This window comes from Bacillus sp. BS98 (assembly GCF_008432245.1).
GTDB lineage: Bacteria > Bacillota > Bacilli > Bacillales > Bacillaceae_G > Bacillus_A > Bacillus_A toyonensis.
Genome location: NZ_CP043830.1, coordinates 1,869,391 through 1,890,661, shown reverse-complemented (window position 1 = coordinate 1,890,661; position 21,271 = coordinate 1,869,391). Strand labels below are relative to the sequence as shown.

20 protein-coding genes, 2 pseudogenes and 3 other annotated features are annotated in these 21,271 nt (G+C 34.7%); of the genes and pseudogenes, 4 read left to right on the top strand and 18 right to left on the bottom strand.

The genetic code is table 11. The features are described 5' to 3' along the window. Positions 1–91: 91 nt before the first annotated feature. The 4 genes from thrB to F0362_RS09860 form a co-directional block, all read right to left on the bottom strand. Positions 92–985: a homoserine kinase gene (gene thrB, locus F0362_RS09875; protein ID WP_000612653.1), complete on the bottom strand. Its 894-nt coding sequence runs from the start codon at positions 983–985 to the stop codon at positions 92–94. Next, complete coding sequence (gene thrC / locus F0362_RS09870; RefSeq protein ID WP_000276424.1) at positions 982–2,040, bottom strand: threonine synthase; 1,059 nt, start codon at positions 2,038–2,040, stop codon at positions 982–984. The genes thrB and thrC overlap by 4 nt, the downstream gene beginning before the upstream one ends. Then, complete coding sequence (locus tag F0362_RS09865) at positions 2,033–3,328, bottom strand: homoserine dehydrogenase (RefSeq protein ID WP_000552042.1); 1,296 nt, start codon at positions 3,326–3,328, stop codon at positions 2,033–2,035. Before F0362_RS09865 ends, thrC begins: the two co-directional genes overlap by 8 nt. Positions 3,329–3,634: 306 nt before the next feature. Further along, positions 3,635–3,866, bottom strand: a binding site (T-box leader). Positions 3,867–3,981: 115 nt separating this feature from the next. Then, positions 3,982–4,213: a binding site (T-box leader), on the bottom strand. Between the two features lie 115 nt (positions 4,214–4,328). Further along, positions 4,329–4,560: a binding site (T-box leader), on the bottom strand. 235 nt (positions 4,561–4,795) lie between these two features. Further along, entirely contained in the window at positions 4,796–5,434 is a 639-nt protein-coding gene (locus F0362_RS09860) for a pyridoxamine 5'-phosphate oxidase family protein (RefSeq protein ID WP_000510746.1), read from the bottom strand. An 82-nt stretch (positions 5,435–5,516) separates the two neighbouring features. Here F0362_RS09860 and F0362_RS09855 point away from each other — a divergent pair, with 82 nt between their 5' ends. After that, on the top strand, positions 5,517–6,125 hold the full coding sequence (locus F0362_RS09855; RefSeq protein ID WP_000141364.1) for an NUDIX hydrolase: 609 nt from the start codon (positions 5,517–5,519) through the stop codon (positions 6,123–6,125). A gap of 48 nt (positions 6,126–6,173) precedes the next feature. Here F0362_RS09855 and F0362_RS09850 read toward each other — a convergent pair whose 3' ends face one another. The 9 genes and pseudogenes from F0362_RS09850 to F0362_RS09810 form a co-directional block, all read right to left on the bottom strand. After that, positions 6,174–6,515: an SdpI family protein gene (locus tag F0362_RS09850; RefSeq protein WP_000964938.1), complete on the bottom strand. Its 342-nt coding sequence runs from the start codon at positions 6,513–6,515 to the stop codon at positions 6,174–6,176. A gap of 69 nt (positions 6,516–6,584) precedes the next feature. Beyond that, positions 6,585–7,415: a peptidoglycan-N-acetylglucosamine deacetylase gene (locus F0362_RS09845; RefSeq protein WP_000291210.1), complete on the bottom strand. Its 831-nt coding sequence runs from the start codon at positions 7,413–7,415 to the stop codon at positions 6,585–6,587. Between the two features lie 117 nt (positions 7,416–7,532). Next, positions 7,533–8,405, bottom strand: coding sequence for an aminoglycoside 6-adenylyltransferase (locus tag F0362_RS09840; protein ID WP_001258518.1), 873 nt, complete (start codon positions 8,403–8,405; stop codon positions 7,533–7,535). A 133-nt stretch (positions 8,406–8,538) separates the two neighbouring features. Then, positions 8,539–8,805: pseudogene (locus F0362_RS09835) on the bottom strand (O-methyltransferase); the annotation flags it as partial. Between the two features lie 143 nt (positions 8,806–8,948). Continuing rightward, positions 8,949–9,359, bottom strand: a pseudogene (locus F0362_RS09830) (O-methyltransferase); the annotation flags it as partial. 149 nt (positions 9,360–9,508) lie between these two features. Continuing rightward, the gene (locus tag F0362_RS09825; protein WP_000818985.1) at positions 9,509–10,228 is read right to left on the bottom strand and encodes a 3-ketoacyl-ACP reductase; all 720 of its coding nucleotides are present in this window, start codon (positions 10,226–10,228) and stop codon (positions 9,509–9,511) included. 169 nt (positions 10,229–10,397) lie between these two features. Continuing rightward, entirely contained in the window at positions 10,398–11,471 is a 1,074-nt protein-coding gene (hitS, locus tag F0362_RS09820; protein ID WP_001231633.1) for an envelope stress sensor histidine kinase HitS, read from the bottom strand. Then, positions 11,468–12,145, bottom strand: a complete 678-nt coding sequence (hitR, locus tag F0362_RS09815) for an envelope stress response regulator transcription factor HitR (protein WP_000612405.1) — start codon at positions 12,143–12,145, stop codon at positions 11,468–11,470. Before hitR ends, hitS begins: the two co-directional genes overlap by 4 nt. Positions 12,146–12,230: 85 nt before the next feature. Further along, complete coding sequence (locus F0362_RS09810) at positions 12,231–13,991, bottom strand: ABC transporter ATP-binding protein (protein WP_000453894.1); 1,761 nt, start codon at positions 13,989–13,991, stop codon at positions 12,231–12,233. A 240-nt stretch (positions 13,992–14,231) separates the two neighbouring features. On the opposite strand from F0362_RS09810, the gene F0362_RS09805 reads away from it, so the two are divergent. Beyond that, complete coding sequence (locus tag F0362_RS09805) at positions 14,232–14,996, top strand: alpha/beta fold hydrolase (protein ID WP_001194291.1); 765 nt, start codon at positions 14,232–14,234, stop codon at positions 14,994–14,996. Positions 14,997–15,092: 96 nt separating this feature from the next. Here the strand turns inward: F0362_RS09805 and entFM are convergent, their stop codons facing one another. Continuing rightward, positions 15,093–16,370: an enterotoxin EntFM gene (entFM, locus tag F0362_RS09800; protein ID WP_000755505.1), complete on the bottom strand. Its 1,278-nt coding sequence runs from the start codon at positions 16,368–16,370 to the stop codon at positions 15,093–15,095. Positions 16,371–17,050: 680 nt separating this feature from the next. Between entFM and F0362_RS09795 the strand changes: the two genes are divergently transcribed. Beyond that, positions 17,051–17,221, top strand: a complete 171-nt coding sequence (locus F0362_RS09795; protein ID WP_000789336.1) for a hypothetical protein — start codon at positions 17,051–17,053, stop codon at positions 17,219–17,221. 142 nt (positions 17,222–17,363) lie between these two features. Here the strand turns inward: F0362_RS09795 and F0362_RS09790 are convergent, their stop codons facing one another. Beyond that, positions 17,364–17,966 (bottom strand): nitroreductase family protein, encoded by a 603-nt coding sequence (locus F0362_RS09790; RefSeq protein WP_002093783.1) that lies wholly within the window; start codon positions 17,964–17,966, stop codon positions 17,364–17,366. Between the two features lie 244 nt (positions 17,967–18,210). Further along, complete coding sequence (locus tag F0362_RS09785; RefSeq protein ID WP_001080885.1) at positions 18,211–19,164, bottom strand: D-alanyl-D-alanine carboxypeptidase family protein; 954 nt, start codon at positions 19,162–19,164, stop codon at positions 18,211–18,213. A gap of 204 nt (positions 19,165–19,368) precedes the next feature. Between F0362_RS09785 and F0362_RS09780 the strand changes: the two genes are divergently transcribed. Then, entirely contained in the window at positions 19,369–20,370 is a 1,002-nt protein-coding gene (locus tag F0362_RS09780; RefSeq protein ID WP_000602822.1) for a S66 family peptidase, read from the top strand. 87 nt (positions 20,371–20,457) lie between these two features. On the opposite strand, the gene F0362_RS09775 is transcribed toward F0362_RS09780, so the two are convergent. Together F0362_RS09775 and F0362_RS09770 are read right to left on the bottom strand one after the other, a co-directional pair. Next, positions 20,458–20,904: a DUF6376 family protein gene (locus F0362_RS09775; protein WP_000695299.1), complete on the bottom strand. Its 447-nt coding sequence runs from the start codon at positions 20,902–20,904 to the stop codon at positions 20,458–20,460. Positions 20,905–20,993: 89 nt separating this feature from the next. Continuing rightward, the gene (locus F0362_RS09770; RefSeq protein WP_000459109.1) at positions 20,994–21,215 is read right to left on the bottom strand and encodes a hypothetical protein; all 222 of its coding nucleotides are present in this window, start codon (positions 21,213–21,215) and stop codon (positions 20,994–20,996) included. Positions 21,216–21,271 lie beyond the last annotated feature (56 nt).

Here is a 21,271-nt window from a genome sequence, read left to right as displayed (position 1 = left end):
TCTTTACTGAATTATACAATACTCATTTTCATTTTATATGCTGATTTAAAATATATTTACAGCAAAAAAAAGCTAGCGATGCTAGCTTTTTTTATAATCCAATATGTTCTTCCTTATTTACAGAAATCCCTTTATGATCGATTTCAAGCTCACATACTTTCATAGCTGTAAATACTTTCGCTAATTGCTCAGCGATTTCTTGACGTTTCTCATACGGCGTTAATATAAAAATAGATGGTCCCGCACCGCTAAGTGCTGTGCCGTACGCACCGAATTCTTTTGCGCATTTACGAATAGATGGTAATAACGGTACGAGTTCTAAACGATATGGCTCGTGAAAATGATCTCTTTCCATCATTTCACCTACAACTTCCCACCGCTTTTGGCATAATGCTGCTACTAATACGTTGCTTATCGCACTAGCTTTAACTGCTTCATGAAACGGAAACATTTCTGGTAATACAGATCGACTTTCATCTGTATTTAGCTCTTCATTTGGAATAAGAGAAATTACGCCTAATTCCTTACTTTCAATCCTTACAACTGAAACATTCTTTCCATCAAGTGCTCCGATTACAGTTCCACCTAATATAGAAGCTGCAACATTATCTGGATGCCCTTCAAAATTTGTAGCAATTTGAACCTTTTGATCAGTCGTTAAGTTCAAATTAGCAAGTTGATTCGCAAGCTCTATTCCTGCTACAATCGCTGAGGCACTACTTCCTAGTCCTCTTGTTAGCGGAATATTACTAGTAACTTCTATTATATGGGGTGATAAAGAAGGACATACTTTACATGCCGTGCTAACGATTAAATTTTTATCATCTGTCGGAATTGAATCTTCAAAGGAATGTATTACTTGCCATTTATCAGCTGTGCCCTTTACAACAACCTCTAAATACAATGACAAAGCTATTCCTACTGAATCAAATCCAGGTCCAACATTTGCTGTACTAGCAGGCACACGTACTCTCAATGGTATCACGACATAATCACCCCTTTTATATGTTCTTTAATTTGTTCTATATCATTTGAAACACTTGCAATATCTAATTTATTAGAAGAAATTGCGATATCAGGATCTTTCAAACCATTTCCAGTTAATACCGCAACTACTGTTTCTCCTTTTTTGATTTTTCCAGATTGAACATGTTTCATTACGCCAGCTAATGAAGCATTTGATCCTGGCTCAGCGAAAACCCCTTCCGTTTTTGCTAACAATCTATACGCATGTAATATTTCCTCATCTGATACCATATCTATCTCGCCTCGAGACTGCTCAGCAGCCTCTACTGCATATGACCAACTCGCTGGGTTACCGATACGTATAGCTGTTGCAATTGTTTCAGGTTCTTCAATTACATGTCCTTTTACAATTGCAGCTGCTCCTTCCGCTTCAAAGCCGTGAATTCTTGGCTTTTTGTAGCCTTTTTCTTTCTCATATTCACAGAACCCTTTCCAGTATGCTGTAATATTCCCTGCATTCCCAACAGGAATAGCGAGAACATCTGGCGCTTTTTGCAACTGGTCACAAATTTCAAACGCTGCTGTTTTTTGCCCTTCAATTCGATAAGGGTTCACTGAGTTTACTAATGTAATTGGCTCTTCTGCAGCAATGTTTCTTACAGCCTTAAGTGCATCATCAAAATTTCCTTCTATTGAAATGATTTCAGCTCCATAAGCGACTGCTTGCGCTAACTTTCCATGCGCAATCTTTCCTTTCGGGATTACGATAATACATTTCATTCCGAGGCGTGCCGCATATGCTGCAGCCGCTGCCGATGTATTACCTGTTGATGCACAAATGATTGCCTCAGAACCTTCTTCTTTCGCTTTAGCAACCGCCATTACCATACCACGATCTTTAAAAGAACCTGTTGGATTCGCTCCTTCATACTTACCATATAAGTGAATCCCTAATTGTTTTGATATATTTAATAATGGAATTAGAGGCGTATTCCCTTCCATTAAACTGACATCAGGTGTGTTTTCATTTACTGGTAAATAAGCAGCATACTGTTTTAATAGTCCTTTATACATATTGTTTTTCCTCCTCAATAATGTAATAACTGTTTATTTCACTTGCGACAGCTTCTATTGCTCCTAAAACTTTTTCGAATTGATATTTTGAAGTTTGATGTGTCACAACAACGACTTCTGCAAGCTCACGATTCAAAGGTAATTGAATCACTTCTTTTAAACTTACAGAATAATTAACGAAACATTCTGTTACTTTTTGCAACATCCCTGGCTCATCTTGTAATGAAATACGTAAGAAGTATTTCGAAACAACTTCTTCATCTCCTTGTAATTCATACGGCACTGGTTCTTTTAACGCACTTTTATTTTTCGGAACTTGATTCATATTTTTAACAATCGAAATAATATCACTTACTACAGCAGAGCCAGTCGGTAACTTCCCAGCTCCAGGTCCGTAAAACATCACTTCCCCTACTGCTTGACCGTGAACATACACTGCATTAAATTCATTATTTACATTTGATAACGGATGACGGCTTGGTAAAAGAGTCGGTTCTACACTTAAATGAATAGCTGCTCCTTGTTTCTCCGCTTTACCAATTAGTTTCATAGTAAATCCTAACTTTTCAGCCATTTGTAAATCTTCTTTTGCAACCTTTCGAATCCCTCTCACTTGCACATCATCTAATGAAACATTCATCGAAAACCCTAAATTCGCAAGGATCGCTACCTTTCTCGCCGCATCTAGTCCATCTACATCTGCTGTCGGATCTGATTCTGCGAATCCTAATTTTTGTGCTTCCTGTAAAGCCTCTTCATACGACCATCCATTTTGACTCATCTTTGTTAACATGTAATTTGTTGTTCCATTTACAATTCCCATTATTTTTTCAATTTGATCTGAAGCTAATCCGTCTGTTAATCCTCTTAACACTGGAATACCACCCGCTACACTTGCCTCATAACATAGATCACAATCATTTACGTTCGCTAATTGAAGAAGTTCCGCACCGTATACAGCCATTAAATCTTTATTTGCTGTTACGACATGCTTCTTATTTCGTAAAGCCTTCACAATATGCTGTTTTGCTTCTTCAATTCCGCCCATTACCTCTACTACAATATCAATATTTGAATCATTTAGAACTTCATCTGCATGACTTGTTACTGCAATTCCATCAATACAAACATCGCGTTCTTTTTCCAAATCACGTACAACGACTGTTTTTACTTTCACTTCGTATCCTGTATCAAGTGCGATTTTTTTATAATGTTCTTTCAAAATGTGGACAACACCACTTCCGACTGTACCTAATCCTAACACCCCAACATTAATAACGTTATGCATCTTCTAATCTCCTCCTACAATTTTATTTTTTATCTCTATCAATCACCTTGTTCTGCTTTTTAATCATGCAGGTGGTGGTTATTTCCGTACGTACGAATCGTTTCATGTTACAGCACCTCCTTTCAAAGTAATAAAGTGAAACTTTAATCAGTGGAGATTTTGACCATTCCTCACTGATTATTAGTTGAACCAATCGGGCTTTTACGGACAGTTGATCTCCCAACTAACTCCCTCGCATCTGCCAAATTTTGAGATGGGAGTCTTACTGACCGTTAATGCGGGATAAAAAAACACACTCATCCCTAGGAAAGGGACGAATGTGTTTTCGTGGTTCCACCCTTGTTCCAATCTAGACGTATCTCCTCCTAGATTGCTCAAGTTCAGATAACGGCTGATACCGTCAATAATTACTAGATTACTCGTTCACTATTGAAGTTCAAAGGTGGTAAAATCATTTCTCGTGTTAGGAAGCTCACACCCTTGGCTTCCCTCTCTGTAAACCGTAAAAATGATTTCGTGTCCTTATCGTTACTTTTTCGTTCATGTTTATTTGTTAACTCATTATACTCGCATAAAAAACAAAATCAATACCATTTTTTAATTATTTGAAATTTTCAATCTCTAAGGCCGTAAAAAAACACACTCATCCCTAGGAAAGGGACGAATGTGTTTTCGTGGTTCCACCCTTGTTCCAATCTAGACGTATTTCCTTCTAGATTGCTCAAGTTCAGATAACGGCTGATACCGTCAATAATTACTAGATTACTCGTTCACTATTGAAGTTCAAAGGTGGTAAAATCATTTCTCGTGTTAGGAAGCTCACACCCTTGGCTTCCCTCTCTGTAAACCGTAAAAATGATTTCGTGTCCTTATCGTTACTTTTTCGTTCATGTTTATTTGTTAACTCATTATACTCGCATAAAAAACAAAATCAATACAATTTTTTAATTATTTCAAATTCTCTATCTCTAAGGCCGTAAAAAAACACACTCATCCCTAGGAAAGGGACGAATGTGTTTTCGTGGTTCCACCCTTGTTCCAATCTAGACGTATCTCCTCCTAGATTGCTCAAGTTCAGATAACGGCTGATACCGTCAATAATTACTAGATTACTCGTTCACTATTGAAGTTCAAAGGTGGTAAAATCATTTCTCGTGTTAGGAAGCTCACACCCTTGACTTCCCTCTCTGTAAACCGTAAAAATGATTTCGTGTCCTTGTCATTACTTTTTCGTTCATGTCTATTTGTTAACTTATTATAGTTATCAAATTTTTAAAAAGCAAGCCTATTTTTATTAACTATTTTCAAGATCATTTTTTATTATATTTCACAATAATATTTTATACCGACCAATCTATTTACCTATTTTGCAATTTCCCAACTTGTAAATTAATGTTTCACATAAAAGTATTCCATTCCAAAACGAGTAGATCCCTTCCTTTTAAAACTATACTAATAAAGGATTTTTTAATACAATCTTTTCGTATAACTTTCTTCTAAAGAACGTGCAACATCCTCTTCTGAAGTATTCACCTTCGCATGCTCCAACAACATTTTTGCTGCTGAAGGTAACTCTTTTTTATTTAACCAAGATTCTGGATCCCACATCTTAGAACGAATAAAAGCTTTTGCACAATGAATGTAGCATTCTTCTATTTCAACAACAATTCCAAGTAACGGATTACGTCCATTCACCTGCATCTCTTTCAAAATTTCTTCATCGTTTGTAATATATGCTTTACCGTTTATTCGGAGTGTTTCCCCAAGACCAGGAATAAAAAAGATTAACCCTACGTGCGGATTTGAAATAATATTTAAAATGGAGTCTATACGACGATTGCCCGGCCTTTCCGGAATGATAATTTTATTTTTATTCAATACATATACAAATCCAGGTGCATCCCCTCTTGGCGAAGCATCACACTCTCCTAATTTATTTGCAGTAGATAATACTAGAAAAGGAGATTTAGACAGAAAATCTACACAATGATGATCAAGTGATGAAATAACTTTTTTCAAAGCTCGCTCACTTGGTTGCCCCAATATTTGTCGTAATTCTTCCTCTGTTGAAATAATCGATTTTATTTCCTTACTTTCTATCCCCATTTACAACCACCCCTTTTTTCTTTATTTTCCCAAATTTTAATACAAATATTGTATAATAAAATTTGCAGAAAGGGGAATTAAAATGACAGAGTGGTTAACGATATTTGATTCTGAAAAAAATACACTTGGAAAGAAATTACGTGATGAAGTACATCGTGACGGTGATTGGCACGAAACATTCCATTGCTGGTTTATAGAAAAAGATGATGAAGATATGTTCTTATATTTCCAATTACGCTCTAAAAATAAAAAAGAAGCTCCGGGTATATGGGATATTACTTCAGCTGGACATATTATGCATGATGAAGATGTACAAATTGGCGGCCTTCGTGAAATCGAAGAAGAATTGGGGCTTTCCTTTCAAACGACTGATTTAAAATACAAAGGAATCTATAAAATAGATTATGAAATTTCAAATCTTACTGATCGTGAGTTTTGTCATATGTATTTTCACAACGTAATAAAGCCTCTTCCATTTGCACCAGGTGATGAAGTAGACGATGTGATGAAAGTACATGCAACTGCTTTTCTACAACTATTAAAAAGAGAGATTTCATCTTTTTCGGCTATTTCTGTTTTAAACAATAAACCAATTACAATAACAATTGAAGATATTTATCCGTATGATCTTACATACTATGAATTTGTTATAGAGCAAGGAAAAGAATTCTTAAAAAATAATAGTTTATAAATAAAATAGGACTCCTAGCATAATATTGCGCAGAGTCCTATTTTTTTACTATTGTTCAAGTATCTTTAATCTATTCTCTACTTGTATAAATAAACGAATGATTAATAACAGCATAACCACCATAATCGCTATTATTGTATGGGGATATCTAAACAGTATACTAATAACACTTCCAATTAATATCATGATGAATCCGTTTTTCTTCATCACTTCTGCACTATACTTGTTACCTGCATCCCATAACTTCTTATTTTTCATAGACCGTTTCGTACGATAACCATATGCTGCGTTAATATCTGTCGGTGGATTTTTTTGAAGAATACGTGCGGCAAGTATAAATATAATACCGATCAACATGCTTATTCCTATGTTTACTAGTGCATACAACAATTATATCCACCCCCTAATTTATACCTTCATTATACTATATAATCACCCAAGTTCCAATTATTAACATTTTCATTTTCTCTCTTTAGATGTCTGGAACATACTTGGAAGTGTTACAAAGCGCGCTCCTTTCGTTTTCAACTGTGGAATGATTTTGTCTAGCGCATCTACAGATCCTTGTAAATGCCCACCTGGAGTTGAATGCTGAAGTATGACACTACCTGGAAATGAATTCCCTAGCACATTATTTGTAATCGTATCAGCACTTACACCTTTCCAATCAACCGTATCAACACTCCACTGTACAATCATAAAATTTTGCTCTGTTGCCCACTTCAATTGATTTTCAAGTATTTCACCGTAAGGCGGACGTATAAACTTCGGTGCATAACCAGCTAACCGATTTAATATTTCTTCCGTTTTTATAATTTGATTATGGTACTCAGCCTCATTTACTTTCGCTAAATTTGGATGACTATACGTATGATTACCAATTACATGCCCTTCGTTTGCAATACGCTTTACTACATTCGGAAACTTTTCTGCATTTTCACCGAGCAAGAAAAAAGTAGCTTTCACATTATGTTGTTTTAACTTATCTAAAATTTTTGGCGTAAATACTAAATCTGGTCCATCATCAAATGTAAGAGCTACTTCCGCTTTATTGTATGGTCCTGAAAATGCATACGCATATTTTTCGACCCATGAAAATGGTGTCCATGATCCACGATCCTCTTCTTTCATTTGTGCTTCATAATTTTGAGGAACATGTAATGCGTATGGTAGCGCATTTACATAGTCTCCATAATAAAATGAATGATATGGCATATAAGCGTACGAAATATTGCGTTCTAGCCCTAAAGGAAATGGAACGAACATTTCTGGTGAATAAAAATAATACATGATAAAAACCTCCCTAAAATTTCATATGTGTTTCATCTGTACTTTGTTAGAGAAATTCTGATTCCTGAACAAAAATAAGACTGTCCGTAATTAGGACAGTCTTACTGATTTATATACTTAATAAATTACTTTACTATCTTTCGGTAATTTTCTTACATGCTTTAAATAGCTCGTCACTTTGTCATCATCATCTTGCGGATATTGATATTCATAAGTGTTAGCAATTTCGTTCGCAACTTCCCTAAATAAATTACCCATTATGAAAAATGAATCCCAAATATTTTCATACTCTGCATTTGAAAATGTCCTTTTAAACTGCTCCCAGACATCTTTTTCAACATATTGTTCGAAATACTTCCCAAACTTCCCAGCATTAGCTGTAAACTTTGTTTTCATACCAATATGCCACTCTAGCATTACAACTAACATATCTCGCATTGGGCCTTCAAGCATTCCTTTCGCATAAGTAAGCTCCTCGCGCCATAACCCTTTTCCTACATTTGTACTGCACCACCAAAATTCATTACAGCAATCTAAAAACTCTTTTTCCTTAGGCTTTTTTACTAAGTAATCTTTATCGCTTGCTGGTGGGAATTCTCCCAGACAATTATCTTTATCAAGAAGCAGTTTACTTAAACTATCTTTTCCAACGAACTTTTTTATTAACTCAACTGGAACTAGTGTTAAATCAATCCGATTCCCATCCATGAACTGCATTAAATACGGAAACTTCCCGTCTTCATCTGCTGGAATTAATGACATTTCTTCCGGCATTTGTACAATCATTATTTCTCCAAATCTACGAATCCAATTATGATTAGATATAAAAGATTGTATATCATTCACAACATACATAATATCATAATCTTGAAAACAATCTTTTTTCACATTTGGATTTACACGCGATCCATTCATGATGACAGCTCGAATTCTTTCATCCTCTTTTGCTGTATTTATAATTAAGTCTAGCATTTCTTTTTCAGTTCTCATCTACTTATAGCCTCCAATTTTTTAATATATAATATAGCGTTATGTATACTGGAGGTCCACGAGCTAATCTCGTTATACACGATACATGTTATAATTTTTGAAACTTCTTTTTCATCCCTTTTTCCTCCTTATATCACTCTTTTACAACTGCCATCACAAACCCATCGTATCCCTTACTTCCTACAGTTTGAAGCGCTGTAGCACTAACACGTGGCTCAGCAGCTATTAATTCATAGAAACGGCGTATTCCTTGTACACGAGGATCGCTACTAGTATTGTCAATAACTTCTCCTTCACGTACTACGTTATCACCAATAATTACAGTACCCGGTCGTGATAGTTTTAGTGCCCATTCAAAATAAGCAGGGTTATTTTGTTTATCAGCATCTATGAAAATAAAGTGAAACTTTAATTAGTGGGGGGTGTTCATCCCCACTGATTATTAGTTGAACCAATCGGGCGTTTACGGGCAGTTGATCTCCCACCTAACTTCTTTGCTCTAGCCTACCTTTGAGGTGGGAGTCTTACTGCCCGTTAATGCGGGATAAAATCAAAAGGTTCATACTGCTCATTTTTTATTTGTTGTAAAGAATCTAACGCTAATCCTGTTCGTATTTCAATTTTATCATTCAAATTAGCACGTTCAATATTGCTACGTGCAATTTCTGCATGTTTTTCATTTGCTTCCAATGTAACAACTTGTCCTCCAGATGGTAAGCCCCTTGCAATCCATATCGTGCTATATCCGCCTAGAGTACCAATTTCCAAAATGTTTCGAGCTCCTTGAATTTGTACTAATAGTTGCAAAAACTTCCCTTGCGTTGGCGATACATCATGTGCCGGTAAATTAGCTGCAGCGTTTGCTTGAAGGACCCTTTCTAATGTAGAATCTTTCGGTATTAATACATCACTCATATATTGATCAACAGCCGACCATTTCTCAATCGTACTCATGTATATACCATCCCCTTAAAGTTTTTTTATGCTTTTCTACCATTCACACTTGATTATACCGAAAATTCCGTTTTATATACAAAAAATAAAGAAGGAACACCTACTCCATTACAGAATAGATGTCCCTTCTTTGTTAATACATGTAGCCCTTACGGATTAGTAGACCAAAGTCCTGCTGATTTAATAAATGTACGTTTATTTAATTTCAGCTGTGCTACGATAAACTCTGCAATATCTTCTGCTTGCATTACTTTATCAGGATTTCCATCAGTTAACCCTAAATCTACAGCCATATCAGTTGCTACTGTACTTGGAGTTAAAGCCGTTACACGAATGTTATGTTTACGAACTTCCATCGCTAACGATTCTGTTAAGCCAAGAACACCAAATTTAGAAGCACTATATGCACTTGTTACAGGCGCGCCTTTTTGTCCTGCTGTAGATGAAATATTAATAATATCACCAGATTGTTGTTCAATCATGCTTGGTAAAGCGGCACGAGTTGCATAGTATACACCCATTAAGTTTACTTGAATGATTTTTTCCCAATCAGCAACGTCTAATTCTAAAAACTTACCAAATTTAGAAATACCAGCGTTATTAATTAAAATATCGATAGACCCTAAACCGTTTTTTAACGTTTCAATTGCAGTCGTTACCTCTTCATACGAAGATACATCAGCAGTCGCAATAACAGCTTTTACGCCTTCTGCTTCCACTTCTTTCGCTACAGCTTTTAAGTTTTCTTCTGAACGAGCTAAAAGACCTACATTTACGCCTTCTTTCGCTAATGCGATCGCTACAGCACGACCAATACCTCTACCTGCTCCTGTAATTAAAGCATTTTTACCTTGTAATAATTCTGCCAAGTATAACACTCCTTAATCTTCTCTGTTGTTTATCATATTAAAAGTGTATCTATGTTTATGTAAAAAGGCAATGATGCACTTTCATGTGCGTAGGTTACTTATAGGTAACCATAGTAGCTATATATGCCTTTTTAAAGAAGAATAGTGTTAGAAATCTTTCCACCTAACACTACTTTTCTTCATATTTAGGAATACACACAATAAATTCTGTACCATTTCCTTCCTCACTCTCGACTTTTATTTCTCCTTCATGAAGATCAAGTACTTTTTTTACAATAGCTAAACCTAAGCCACTTCCTCCATAGGCACGATTTCGTGAAGAATCCGCTTTATAAAAACGCTCAAAAATATGTTGTTTCTGTTCTTCTGATATACCAATTCCTGAATCACAGATACGCACTTCCACTACTGTCTCATGTTCCTTTAACTGAATAGTGATCGTACCACCGCTTGGAGTAAATTTAATGCTATTATGAATTAAATTAATCCACACTTGACTCATACTTTCTTGGTCTGCAGTTACATGGACTTTCTCTAAATCAAGATCTAATTCAATTTCTTTTTCAGCCCAGAGTGGTTCACTATTTAATACAATTTGCTTTAACTGTTGATCTAATCGATAGCTCACTCTTTCTGGTGTATACTCTTCGGATTCTAAAAGAGTTAGCTTCAATAAGTTTTGACTTAGTTTAGATAATCTCGTTGTTTCAGTTTCAATAATGGTAAGATAATGCTTTCTTTTTTCCTCAGAAAGATTATCATCTTGTAGTGCTCTAGCAAATCCTTTTATAGAAGTTAATGGTGACTGTATTTCATGAGAAACATTTGATACAAACTCTTGTCTCATTTTCTCCATCGTATTCAGTTCATCTGTCATATCATTTATACTTTTTACGAGCACGCCAATTTCTCCATCATACTTTTCTTCATTTCGTATTTTTACGGAGAAGTCTCCTTTTGCAATTTTTTGTATCGGTTCAATAATAGTCCAAATCATTGCCTCTCGTTTTGGCCTCATTAATATTCCAATTAATGTCCAAATAAGAATAATAAATACAAAACCGACCATATCACTAATTAGAAAGGCAACAAACGGCGATACATTTACGTCAAAAGCATTCAATAAACTAGTTGCTACATAAAATGCGATAGACCAAATGATAGTAAGAAAAGTAAAGAGAGCTAATACCGCTCCAAATACTTTCAGCATCTTCAACTTACTCATTCGTTTTCTTTTTCTCATTTACTTACCTCTAAGCGATACCCTAATCCTCTTATTGTTTTAATACTAAATTTCGACTTCTCTTCTTGAAACTTCTCACGTAACCGATTAATATGAACGTCTAGTGTACGTTCATTCCCTTCAAAATCATATCCCCATATTTCTTCAATTAATTGCTCTCTCGAACAAGTTCTTCCCGCCTTAGATCCTAATGTAAAAAGTAACTCGAATTCTTTTAGCGGTAACGTAACCGTTTGTTCCCCCAGTGTCACTTCAAACGTTTTACGGTTTAACAGTACATTTCCAACTTGAATCGATTGCGATACTGTAATTTGGTAACGTTTCAGTAACGCCTTTACTCTCACTACTAATTCTATAGGATCAAATGGTTTTACGAGATAATCATCTGTCCCAAGGTGAAATCCTTTTACTTTTTGTGATGTTTCTCCTTTGGCAGTTAGCATCAGAACCGGGATATCATAGTATTTTCTTAATTCAAAACATACATCAAATCCATCCATATTTGGCATCATGATATCAAGAATAACCATATCGACTTTTACTTCGTCCATTTTCCTAAGTGCATCTATGCCATCAATTGCCTCATATGTTTGAAAGCCTTCCCGCTCTAAAAAAACAGAAACGAGTTCTCTAATATGTGGATCGTCGTCTACTATTAAAATTTTAGGTATCAAAGGAACCATTTCCTTTCTACTAAGCATCTTTTATATTTTTTAAAATGAATAATCAGCGGAGTACAACCTCCACTGATTATTCATTTTATAATGCACCCTCTTTAATTTTCAATTGTTGCGTTGCAAACTCACGATACATGTCATGTGTACGTAATAATTCATCGTGCGTACCGCTTCCTGTAAGGTTCCCTTTTTCAATAAAGATAATTTTATCCGCATCTACAACCGTAGAAAGCCTATGTGCAATAACTAAAGTTGTTCTGCCTTTCATTAAGTTATTTAATGCCTTTTGAACGACAGACTCGGATTTACTATCTAGACTTGAAGTTGCTTCATCTAACATAAGAATTTGCGGATTTCGAAGTAATGCTCGGGCAATCGCAATTCGCTGTCTTTGTCCTCCAGAAAGCTTCACACCGCGCTCTCCAACTTCTGTTGCATATCCATTTGGTAAATCATGAATAAATGCATCAACATATGCCATAGCTGCTACTTTTTCAATTTCTGCATCCGTCACTTCGCCCTCAACACCGTAACAAATATTATCACGAATCGTTCCATCGATTAACGGACTATCTTGTGATACATAACCAATTTGACGTCGCCATGACTGCAATGAATAGCTCGTAATTGATTCTTTTCCTAATTTAATAGCACCACCAGTTGGCTCATAAAAACGTTCTAATAATGAAAATAAAGTTGTTTTTCCGCTACCACTTGGACCTACAATCGCTGTTACTTTTCCAGATTCAATTGTGAAATCAATATTGTTCAATACTTTCTCATCTTCGTTATACTCAAAATGTACATTTTCAAGAACTATCGACTGCTTAGCATTCGAAACCTTCACACCAGTTTCATGATCTTCTACTTCATATTCTAAAATCGCATGAATTCTTTCCGTTGCACCAATTGCCTTTTGGAATTGTGTAAAGAACATAGATAACTGGCTCATTGGCATAATAATTTGAACTAAATATAAAATAAATGCTACAAGTTCACCTGTTGTTAATGCACCACTAGAAACTCGCATTCCACCATAGCCTACGATAATAACAAGCAGTGCCATTAAAACAAACGACATAACTGGTGAAATTAATGCTTGCACTTTTCCTTCTTTTAAACCAAATTGCAATAACTTTTGTATCCCTGTATTACCTGTCTCATATTCTCTTTTTTCTGTATTTGAAGATTTCACTAAACGAATTTCTGATAACACCTGTGTTAACACACTTGTAAAAGATGCTGTTTCATCTTGAAGCGCTTTTGAAATCTTATACATTTTTCGTCCAAGAGGAACTAAAATTAATACAGACAACGGAATAACCGTTAAGAGTAAAGCTGTCATTTTCCAATCTAAAACAAATAATACAATTAATGATCCAACAATTGAAATACCGCCTGTTAATAAATTTGACAAGTGCTCAGAAATTAATGTTTTCACAACACCTGTATCATTTGTCATACGGCTAATCGTATCGCCTGTTCTATTTTGATCATAATAAGATACTGGTAAAACAAGCACCTTTTTCCACAAACGTTCTCTCAGTCCAGCTACAATCTTCTGCCCAATATAATTTAGTAAATAAATAGACAATCCTGCAGCAATGGTTTGCATGACAAAGAAGGCAACTAGCCCAACAATTTGTCCTGTACTAATTGACGAAAGCGAAAAATTATCTACTAATCCTTTTGTTAACATCGGAATAAATAAACTCGCTCCTGTAGAAAGCAAACTCATTAACAATGCAAAAACAAGAATCCCTTTCGGAGGATTTGTATCTCGAATAAGGCGTAAAAACTGCCTCCAACTTCCTTTTTTCTTCATTTCATTTCTAACTTCCATTCCTGTTCATCTCCTCGTGTTAAGCCAAACTGCTCTTTCTAAAACTAGAATACAGTACAAATGTAAACTGAATGTAAACACACTTTTTCTATTTTTACAAAATATACATAAAAACTCATCTTTACAACAGATATAAACATCTGATATTATTACCTGGTACTTAATATTATTGTATGTGAATTATAGATAACTAATTTAAAATACTATATAAATCTCCAGTTATTGAAAGGAGTATCCTTTTTGCAAACAAATATACATTCTGAAAAGGAAACAATCATTTTTATTCACGGCTTAGTTGGCAATCGTCGTGCCTTCAAAAAAGAGCATAAACGATTTTCTGCCTCCTACAACATTATAACTTATGACTTATTAGGTCACGGCGACGATAAAGGAGAAGCTATTGAATTTTCATTACAGCGCCTCGTAGATCAATTATTGAAATTATATGAAAAAGAAGGTATTACAGAGGCTCATATTTGCGCTTTAAGCTATGGCTGTTATATCTCCACTATTTTTGCACAAATGCACCCGGAAAAGGTATTAAGCATTTGTCATATTGGTGGACATTATAATAATCCATCCCTTTTATATAACGTATTTCAAAAATTTTGGGAGAAGCGAGGAGACGAATACTCTAAATGGCTCTCTCAATACGCAAATACTATTTTTCCAAGCGGCATATTAAAAGCGAATCCGTTCGCAGTCATTTCAAGAAATATTTACTACCGTTTCGGATTACAATTACATTCATCCATAATTGCCCAATCATTACGACACCGGTTAGAATTCGATTTAAAATCTAAATTAAAATCACTTCCCCACCCTATATTATGGGTAATGGGTGAACAAGATCATCTCTATAAATCTTGCCTATTTGATTTAAAATCTATTCTGCCAAACGTTCTATATAAGGAAATACCTTTAGCAGGACATGCTGCAAACTTATTTCGTCCTAACTATTTTCATGACTTATATGATCGATTTTTAAATGGAAAGTTAAAATAAAAACTACTAAACTTCCAATTTATTCAACTATAAAAAGGCTTCCCAAGTTTCCTTGGAAAGCCTTTTCTCTATACGAAAAGTATAAAATACTTTTTCTTAGTATGCTTTTGTGTAACCTAAAATGTGCTTGCTCCAGTAAGAGTTGCTTACAGAACTAATACGTACACCAGTTGCATCAGTTTCTGCACTAATGAACTGACCGTTTCCTAAGTAAACACCCATGTGAGAAGGACCTGATTTATAAGTATTTTGGAAGTATACTAAATCACCTGGTTGTGGATTACTAGTTTTTGTTTTAGAGCTCCAGTATCCAGCAACTGTTTGACGAGCGCCTTTATGACCAGTTTGATTTAATACGTAGTGAATGAATCCACTGCAGTCAAAACCAGCAGGTGTTGTACCAGCAGTTCTGTATGGTGAACCATTTAAAGATCTAGCGAATCCAGCGATTGAAGACGTATCTCCACCTGTAGGTGCTGTTGGTTTTTGTACTTGGTTAGAACCTTGGTTAGAACCTTGGTTACCACCAGTCACTCCACCTTTTACAAACTTAACATAGTCTGCACTTACGTAACCTGTGCGGCCATTATGGTTAATCTTGTACCAACCATTTTCTGCGCCAGTAACGTTTAATACTTTACCGTTTGTTACCCCACCAATTACAGCATTGTATGTAGCTGGGCCTGTACGTACTTTTAAAGCACCAGTGTTAACAACATAAGAACCACCAGTTTGGACTGTAGTAGTATTGTTGTTGTTTGTAGTTGGTTTTTGTGTTTCGTTAGATACAGCAGAACCACCTTTTGTTACGAAGTCTTTGCTTACGTATCCAGTTCCACCGTTGAAGTTGATTTTAAACCAATCTTGTACTTCACCTACAACTTGTACTGTTTTCCCTTTATTTACAGAACCTAATACTGTATGAGAAGTACTTGGGCCTGTACGTACGTTAAGTGAAGAAACGTTTACTGTGTAAGTACCTGTTCCTTGTTGAACAGTTGTTCCTTTGTTACCACCAGTTGTTACGAAGTCACCACTTACATAACCTGTTTGGCCGTTTACACTTACTTTGAACCAACCGTTTTCTTGTCCAATTACTTGTAGTACTTGACCTTGTTTTACTTTAGAAATAACGTTATGTCCTGTACCAGCACCTGAACGAACATTTAATACATCAGCAGTTACTGTGTATTTTAATTCAGAAGTTGTTTCTACTTTTTTTGTTTCAGTTACAGTCGTTTGAGTTTGTGTTTGAGTTTGTCCATTAATTTCTTTTAGCGCTTCGTTCGAAACTTGTGCATGAGCAGAATCCATACCTGGAACTGCAACACCTGCTACTGAAGCTGCTGCTAAACCTGCAATTACTTTTTTCATAAGTTGTCTTTACTTCCTTTCCCTACTATCCTCTTAAAAAAACATATAAACTTAATACTTTACAATATTATCAAAGTAAAATATTCATCAAGTTCCATTTTTTAACAAGAGTTTTATTTTTCACACGTATTTCATTTTAAATGCATGAAGTGAATTCCGTGTGAACTTCATGTGAACTTTATCATTAAACATAGTAATTTTGCAACGATTTTCTTCAAATTTCTTATGTATCGCATGAAAATTCGACATTCCATTCATTATCTCAATATAGAATACTTATTTTCTATCCAATAAAAAAATTTATTAACGAATACAAAACAAACTATGTGTTTTCTTGATAAAATGAATTACATGAAGCGTACTCTTATCATGGCAAAAATTACTTAATTAATCAATAGTATAATATTTTCAGAAAACTAATTTCCTATACGATCTATGTTTTTTAAATAATTTGACGAATTGTAAGATTTAGTTCTCAAAACCTCATTCTATGTTAAAGAAAATACACACTCCATTGACTATTTATTTTTTTACTAACTATGGAATTTTTGAAATATTTCCGTTATTATTTATATAATCATATAATATGAAACTCTTATCAACAAAGAGATGTGCAAGGACTGCCGACTTCCACCATTCCAAATTGTAGTCTTACTAGTAATGAACAAGGAGGTGCATTTGTGAAAAACATAATAGACGATCACATAAACAAAAATATAGAATTATACTACGCCTCTATTCAGTTCGTTTCATTTATAACATTACAAAAAATATCAACTATTGAAACACGTAAAAAAGAATTGAAAAATCAGATGAAAAATTGCCAACAAAAAAATCCTTACTACTTATAAAGTGAAACTTTATAAGTAGTAAGGATTTTTTGCATCTCCCACTAATTATTATCCTTCACCAATCGGGCGTTTGCGGGCCGTTAATGCGGGATAATAAAAGGTGAACAGGTCGTATCTCTGTTCACCTTTTATAATTTCTACCTTATTTATAAATTTTCACACGATTTTCTAATGGTTGGAACTCTTTTTCGCCAGCAAGTACTACTGGTTTACCAAATGGCATTTGCGCAGTGAGTTTCCAGTTTTCTGGAACATCCCATTCTTTTCTTACTTTTTCATCAATTAATGGATTATAATGTTGCAATGTAGCACCAAATCCTTCAATTTCTAAAGCTGTCCAAATTGCAAATTGTAACATCCCTGAGGATTGCTGTGACCAAGTTGGAAAGTTCTCTTTATATAGTGCAAATTTTTCTTGAAGCCCTTCCACTACTTCACTGTCTTCAAAGTATAAAACCGTTCCATAACCACTTTTAAATGCATTCATTTTTTCTTCTGTAGGTGCAAAGTTATTTTCAGGTACAATTTTCCGTAATGTTTCTTTCGTAAGATCCCATAATTTATCATGTTGTTCTCCTAACAAAACAACAACACGAGCACTTTGAGAATTAAAAGCTGAAGGTGTATGTTTTACAGCATGATAAATCACTTCTTGAATTTTCTCATCAGAAACTACTTGCTCTTTACTAATTGCATAAATAGATCTTCTGTCTTCAATTGCTGAGTAAAAATCTTTTGCCATCATAATTCCCTCCAATTTTCAATTGAGGCTATTTCATATGTATACATCATACAACGCCCCTTCAAACTTATTATTAATAAGTTTATAACTTTATACTATCAACAAACATTGATAAACTCAAATAATAACTCTCACATTTTTTACCTTTTTACTTCCCGTGTTTTAAATAAAAAAGCAGTTTATCGTTACTAAAAATAAGTAACAATAAACTGCCTTCCTCATGTAATGTTCTAACTTAGCATTTTACTTAATTAACTAATCCAAATGTATATGACATTAACTTATTCGTCTCTGTAAAACGTTTTGTTTTACTGGAAGTCCCCATGACTACTGTAATAATTCGAGTATCTCCTTGTTTTGCAGTACCTGTAAAACAGTACCCTGCACTATCTGTAAATCCTGTTTTTAATCCGTCTATTCCTTCTATATATAAACTTTTATTATTTTTGTTTAGCATGTCATTTGTACTGATAACATTAATATTATTAAATGCTAACTGACTTTGACGTAAGTGAGTCACTTCTAATATCTCCGGATAATCTTTTATAAGATGATACGCCAGTTTTGCTACATCGGCAGCTGTCATCTTAGTCTCACTTCCATCAGGCTCTTGTAGCCCTGATGCATTTGCGAATTTAGCATGTTCCGACATTTCTAACTGTTTCGCTTTTGCATTCATAAGTTGAACGAAATCTTTCTCCGTCTTTGCCATATGTTCTGCTAACGCCACCGCCGAATTATTTGCCGATTCAATCATTAATGCATGGTACAAGTCTTTCACAGTCAATGTGTCATTCACTTGGACTGGGATTCTCGCACCCTCTGTTTGCGCTGCTTTCTCACTCATTTTCACCGGATCTTCCCAGCGAACTTTCCCATTATGTACACTCTCTAATAAAAGGTACGCTGTCATCATCTTAGACATACTAGCTGGCGCAAAAGCTTCATTTTCGTTATGTTGATAAATAACATCTCCATTACTCGCATCGATAATCATAGCTGCTTTTGCATCAACTTTTGGTGGGATGTACTTTGACGGAACTACTTTTTCAGTTAACCCAGTTTTAGGTAGCTCTGCCACTTGTAAAGGTGGTCCCTCTACATTTGTTGTACTCTTTTGAGTTCCTTGGAATAAGAACCAACATATCCCTAAAATAATGACTAATAGGATTGTTACTCTTCCCCATTTCAACCGATTCATTTCAAAACTCCTTTAGCAAACCTTTTATACACTCACAGTCAACCATAACAACAATTCCTGCATATCGTCAAGGTAAAAAGTATATTTATTCATATACAACAATTATTATTTCAATCTATTTATGTTACACTATGAATACTGAAATATAAGAATATTCAATGATAAATTCATAAACAAACTATTTAATAGAAAGGATTCATACAAATGATACTTCCAAAACCATTAAAATACGGCGATACTATTGGGATTTATTCGCCCTCTTCACCAGCAACCTACACTTCCCCAAAAAGGTTTGAACGAGCAAAATCTTACTTAAAACAGAAAGGGTTTCATATATTGGAAGGTTCACTTACAAATCAATATGATTATTATCGTTCTGGCAGCATACAAGAGCGTGCTGATGAACTAAATGATTTGATAAGAAATCCAAATATTTCTTGTATCATGTCAACAATTGGTGGGATGAATTCCAATTCATTATTACCTTATATCGATTATGATACTTTTCGAAATAACCCTAAAATAATGATTGGATATTCAGACGTATCAGCTTTATTACTAGGAATTTATGCAAAAACAGGAACTCCTACATTTTACGGTCCTGCACTCGTTCCTTCTTTTGGAGAATTTGAGCCTTTTGTAGATGACACATACAAATATTTTTCAGAAACATTACTAAACGATCAACCTCTTCCTTACAATATAAAGCAACCGTTATTTTGGTCAGATGAATTTATTAATTGGGAAGAAAAAATGAAAGAAAAAGAACTTAGACCAAATAATTGGATTTCTGTAACGAATGGACAAGCTACTGGGCGTATGATTGGCGGGAACTTAAATACAATACAAGGAATTTGGGGTAGTCCTTATATGCCACCTATTCAAGAAGGTGATATTCTATTTATTGAAGATAGCTCAAAAGATGCAGCTACTATTGAAAGAAGCTTTTCCTTACTTAAACTTAACGGAGTATTTGATAAAGTCTCTGGTATCATTCTTGGAAAACATGAGCAATTTGATGATTGCGGTACGAATCGAAAACCTTACGAAATACTATTAGAAGTACTACAAAATCAAAGAATCCCTTTTCTAGCTGACTTTGATTGTTGTCATACGCATCCAATGATCACTATGCCCATAGGTATTCCAATTAAGTTGGATGCGACCAATAAAACGATACATATTTTAGAAAAATGGACGGTCTAAGCACACTTATATTATAGGAAGAAAATATAATGAACTTACCGTTAGAAAACAATGAAAAGCTCCGTTTATGAAAAACGGAGCTTTTCATTATTGACCTAAATTTTGTATCTTATCTTTCAAATCTCGCACTTGATCCATCGTCTGCATAAGCTCAGAGTTTTTAAATTGCTCTACATCAATTTTCCCTTCCTCTACCTTCTTCATAGACGTATCAATTAATGTATTTAACTTTTCATTATATCCGACGATTTGTTGGTGAAGATCCTTCGCAACATCTGGTGGTGTTAATTCATTAAAAGCTGGTATATCTTGTTTAATTTCATTTAGCTTCGCTTCCAATTCTTTTCGGGCTTCTTTATCATTAACAGCCTTTTCCGCTAACGCTGGAGCTTCATTTGCAAATGCGCTTATTTCATTCACATAGTCTGTTGCCTTTTGAGCATAATCTAATGAGTTCTTTCCTTCCTCTACTATCGAACAACCTATTAAACCAATTGAAACTATCAATACTAATAAAGTTGATTTTATTTTCATTTTAGACTCCCTTCGTCTTTATAATTGTCTGTAAGCTTCCCTTCATAACTTCTAGCTTAATTGCTTATAACCTTTTTTCAAATAGCAATTTACCCACTTACATGCCCTATTATTGTTACAACATCAATTTCTATATGTACGCTAATAATATCTTCAATTATATCCATATATCCTTGTCCTATAGCTGTTCCATAGTGTAATGACAGCCCCTTCTTTTCATAAACTGACTTTGGCACTGTAAAAATAAATCTCCTCAAGTTTCTTTCATCAGCTGGTTCCATAATTAAAACAATCCCATCCTCATCAAACATATACACTCGCCCTCCAACTTTACATTCACTATGGCTCAGTATTGCCTTGGTCAACT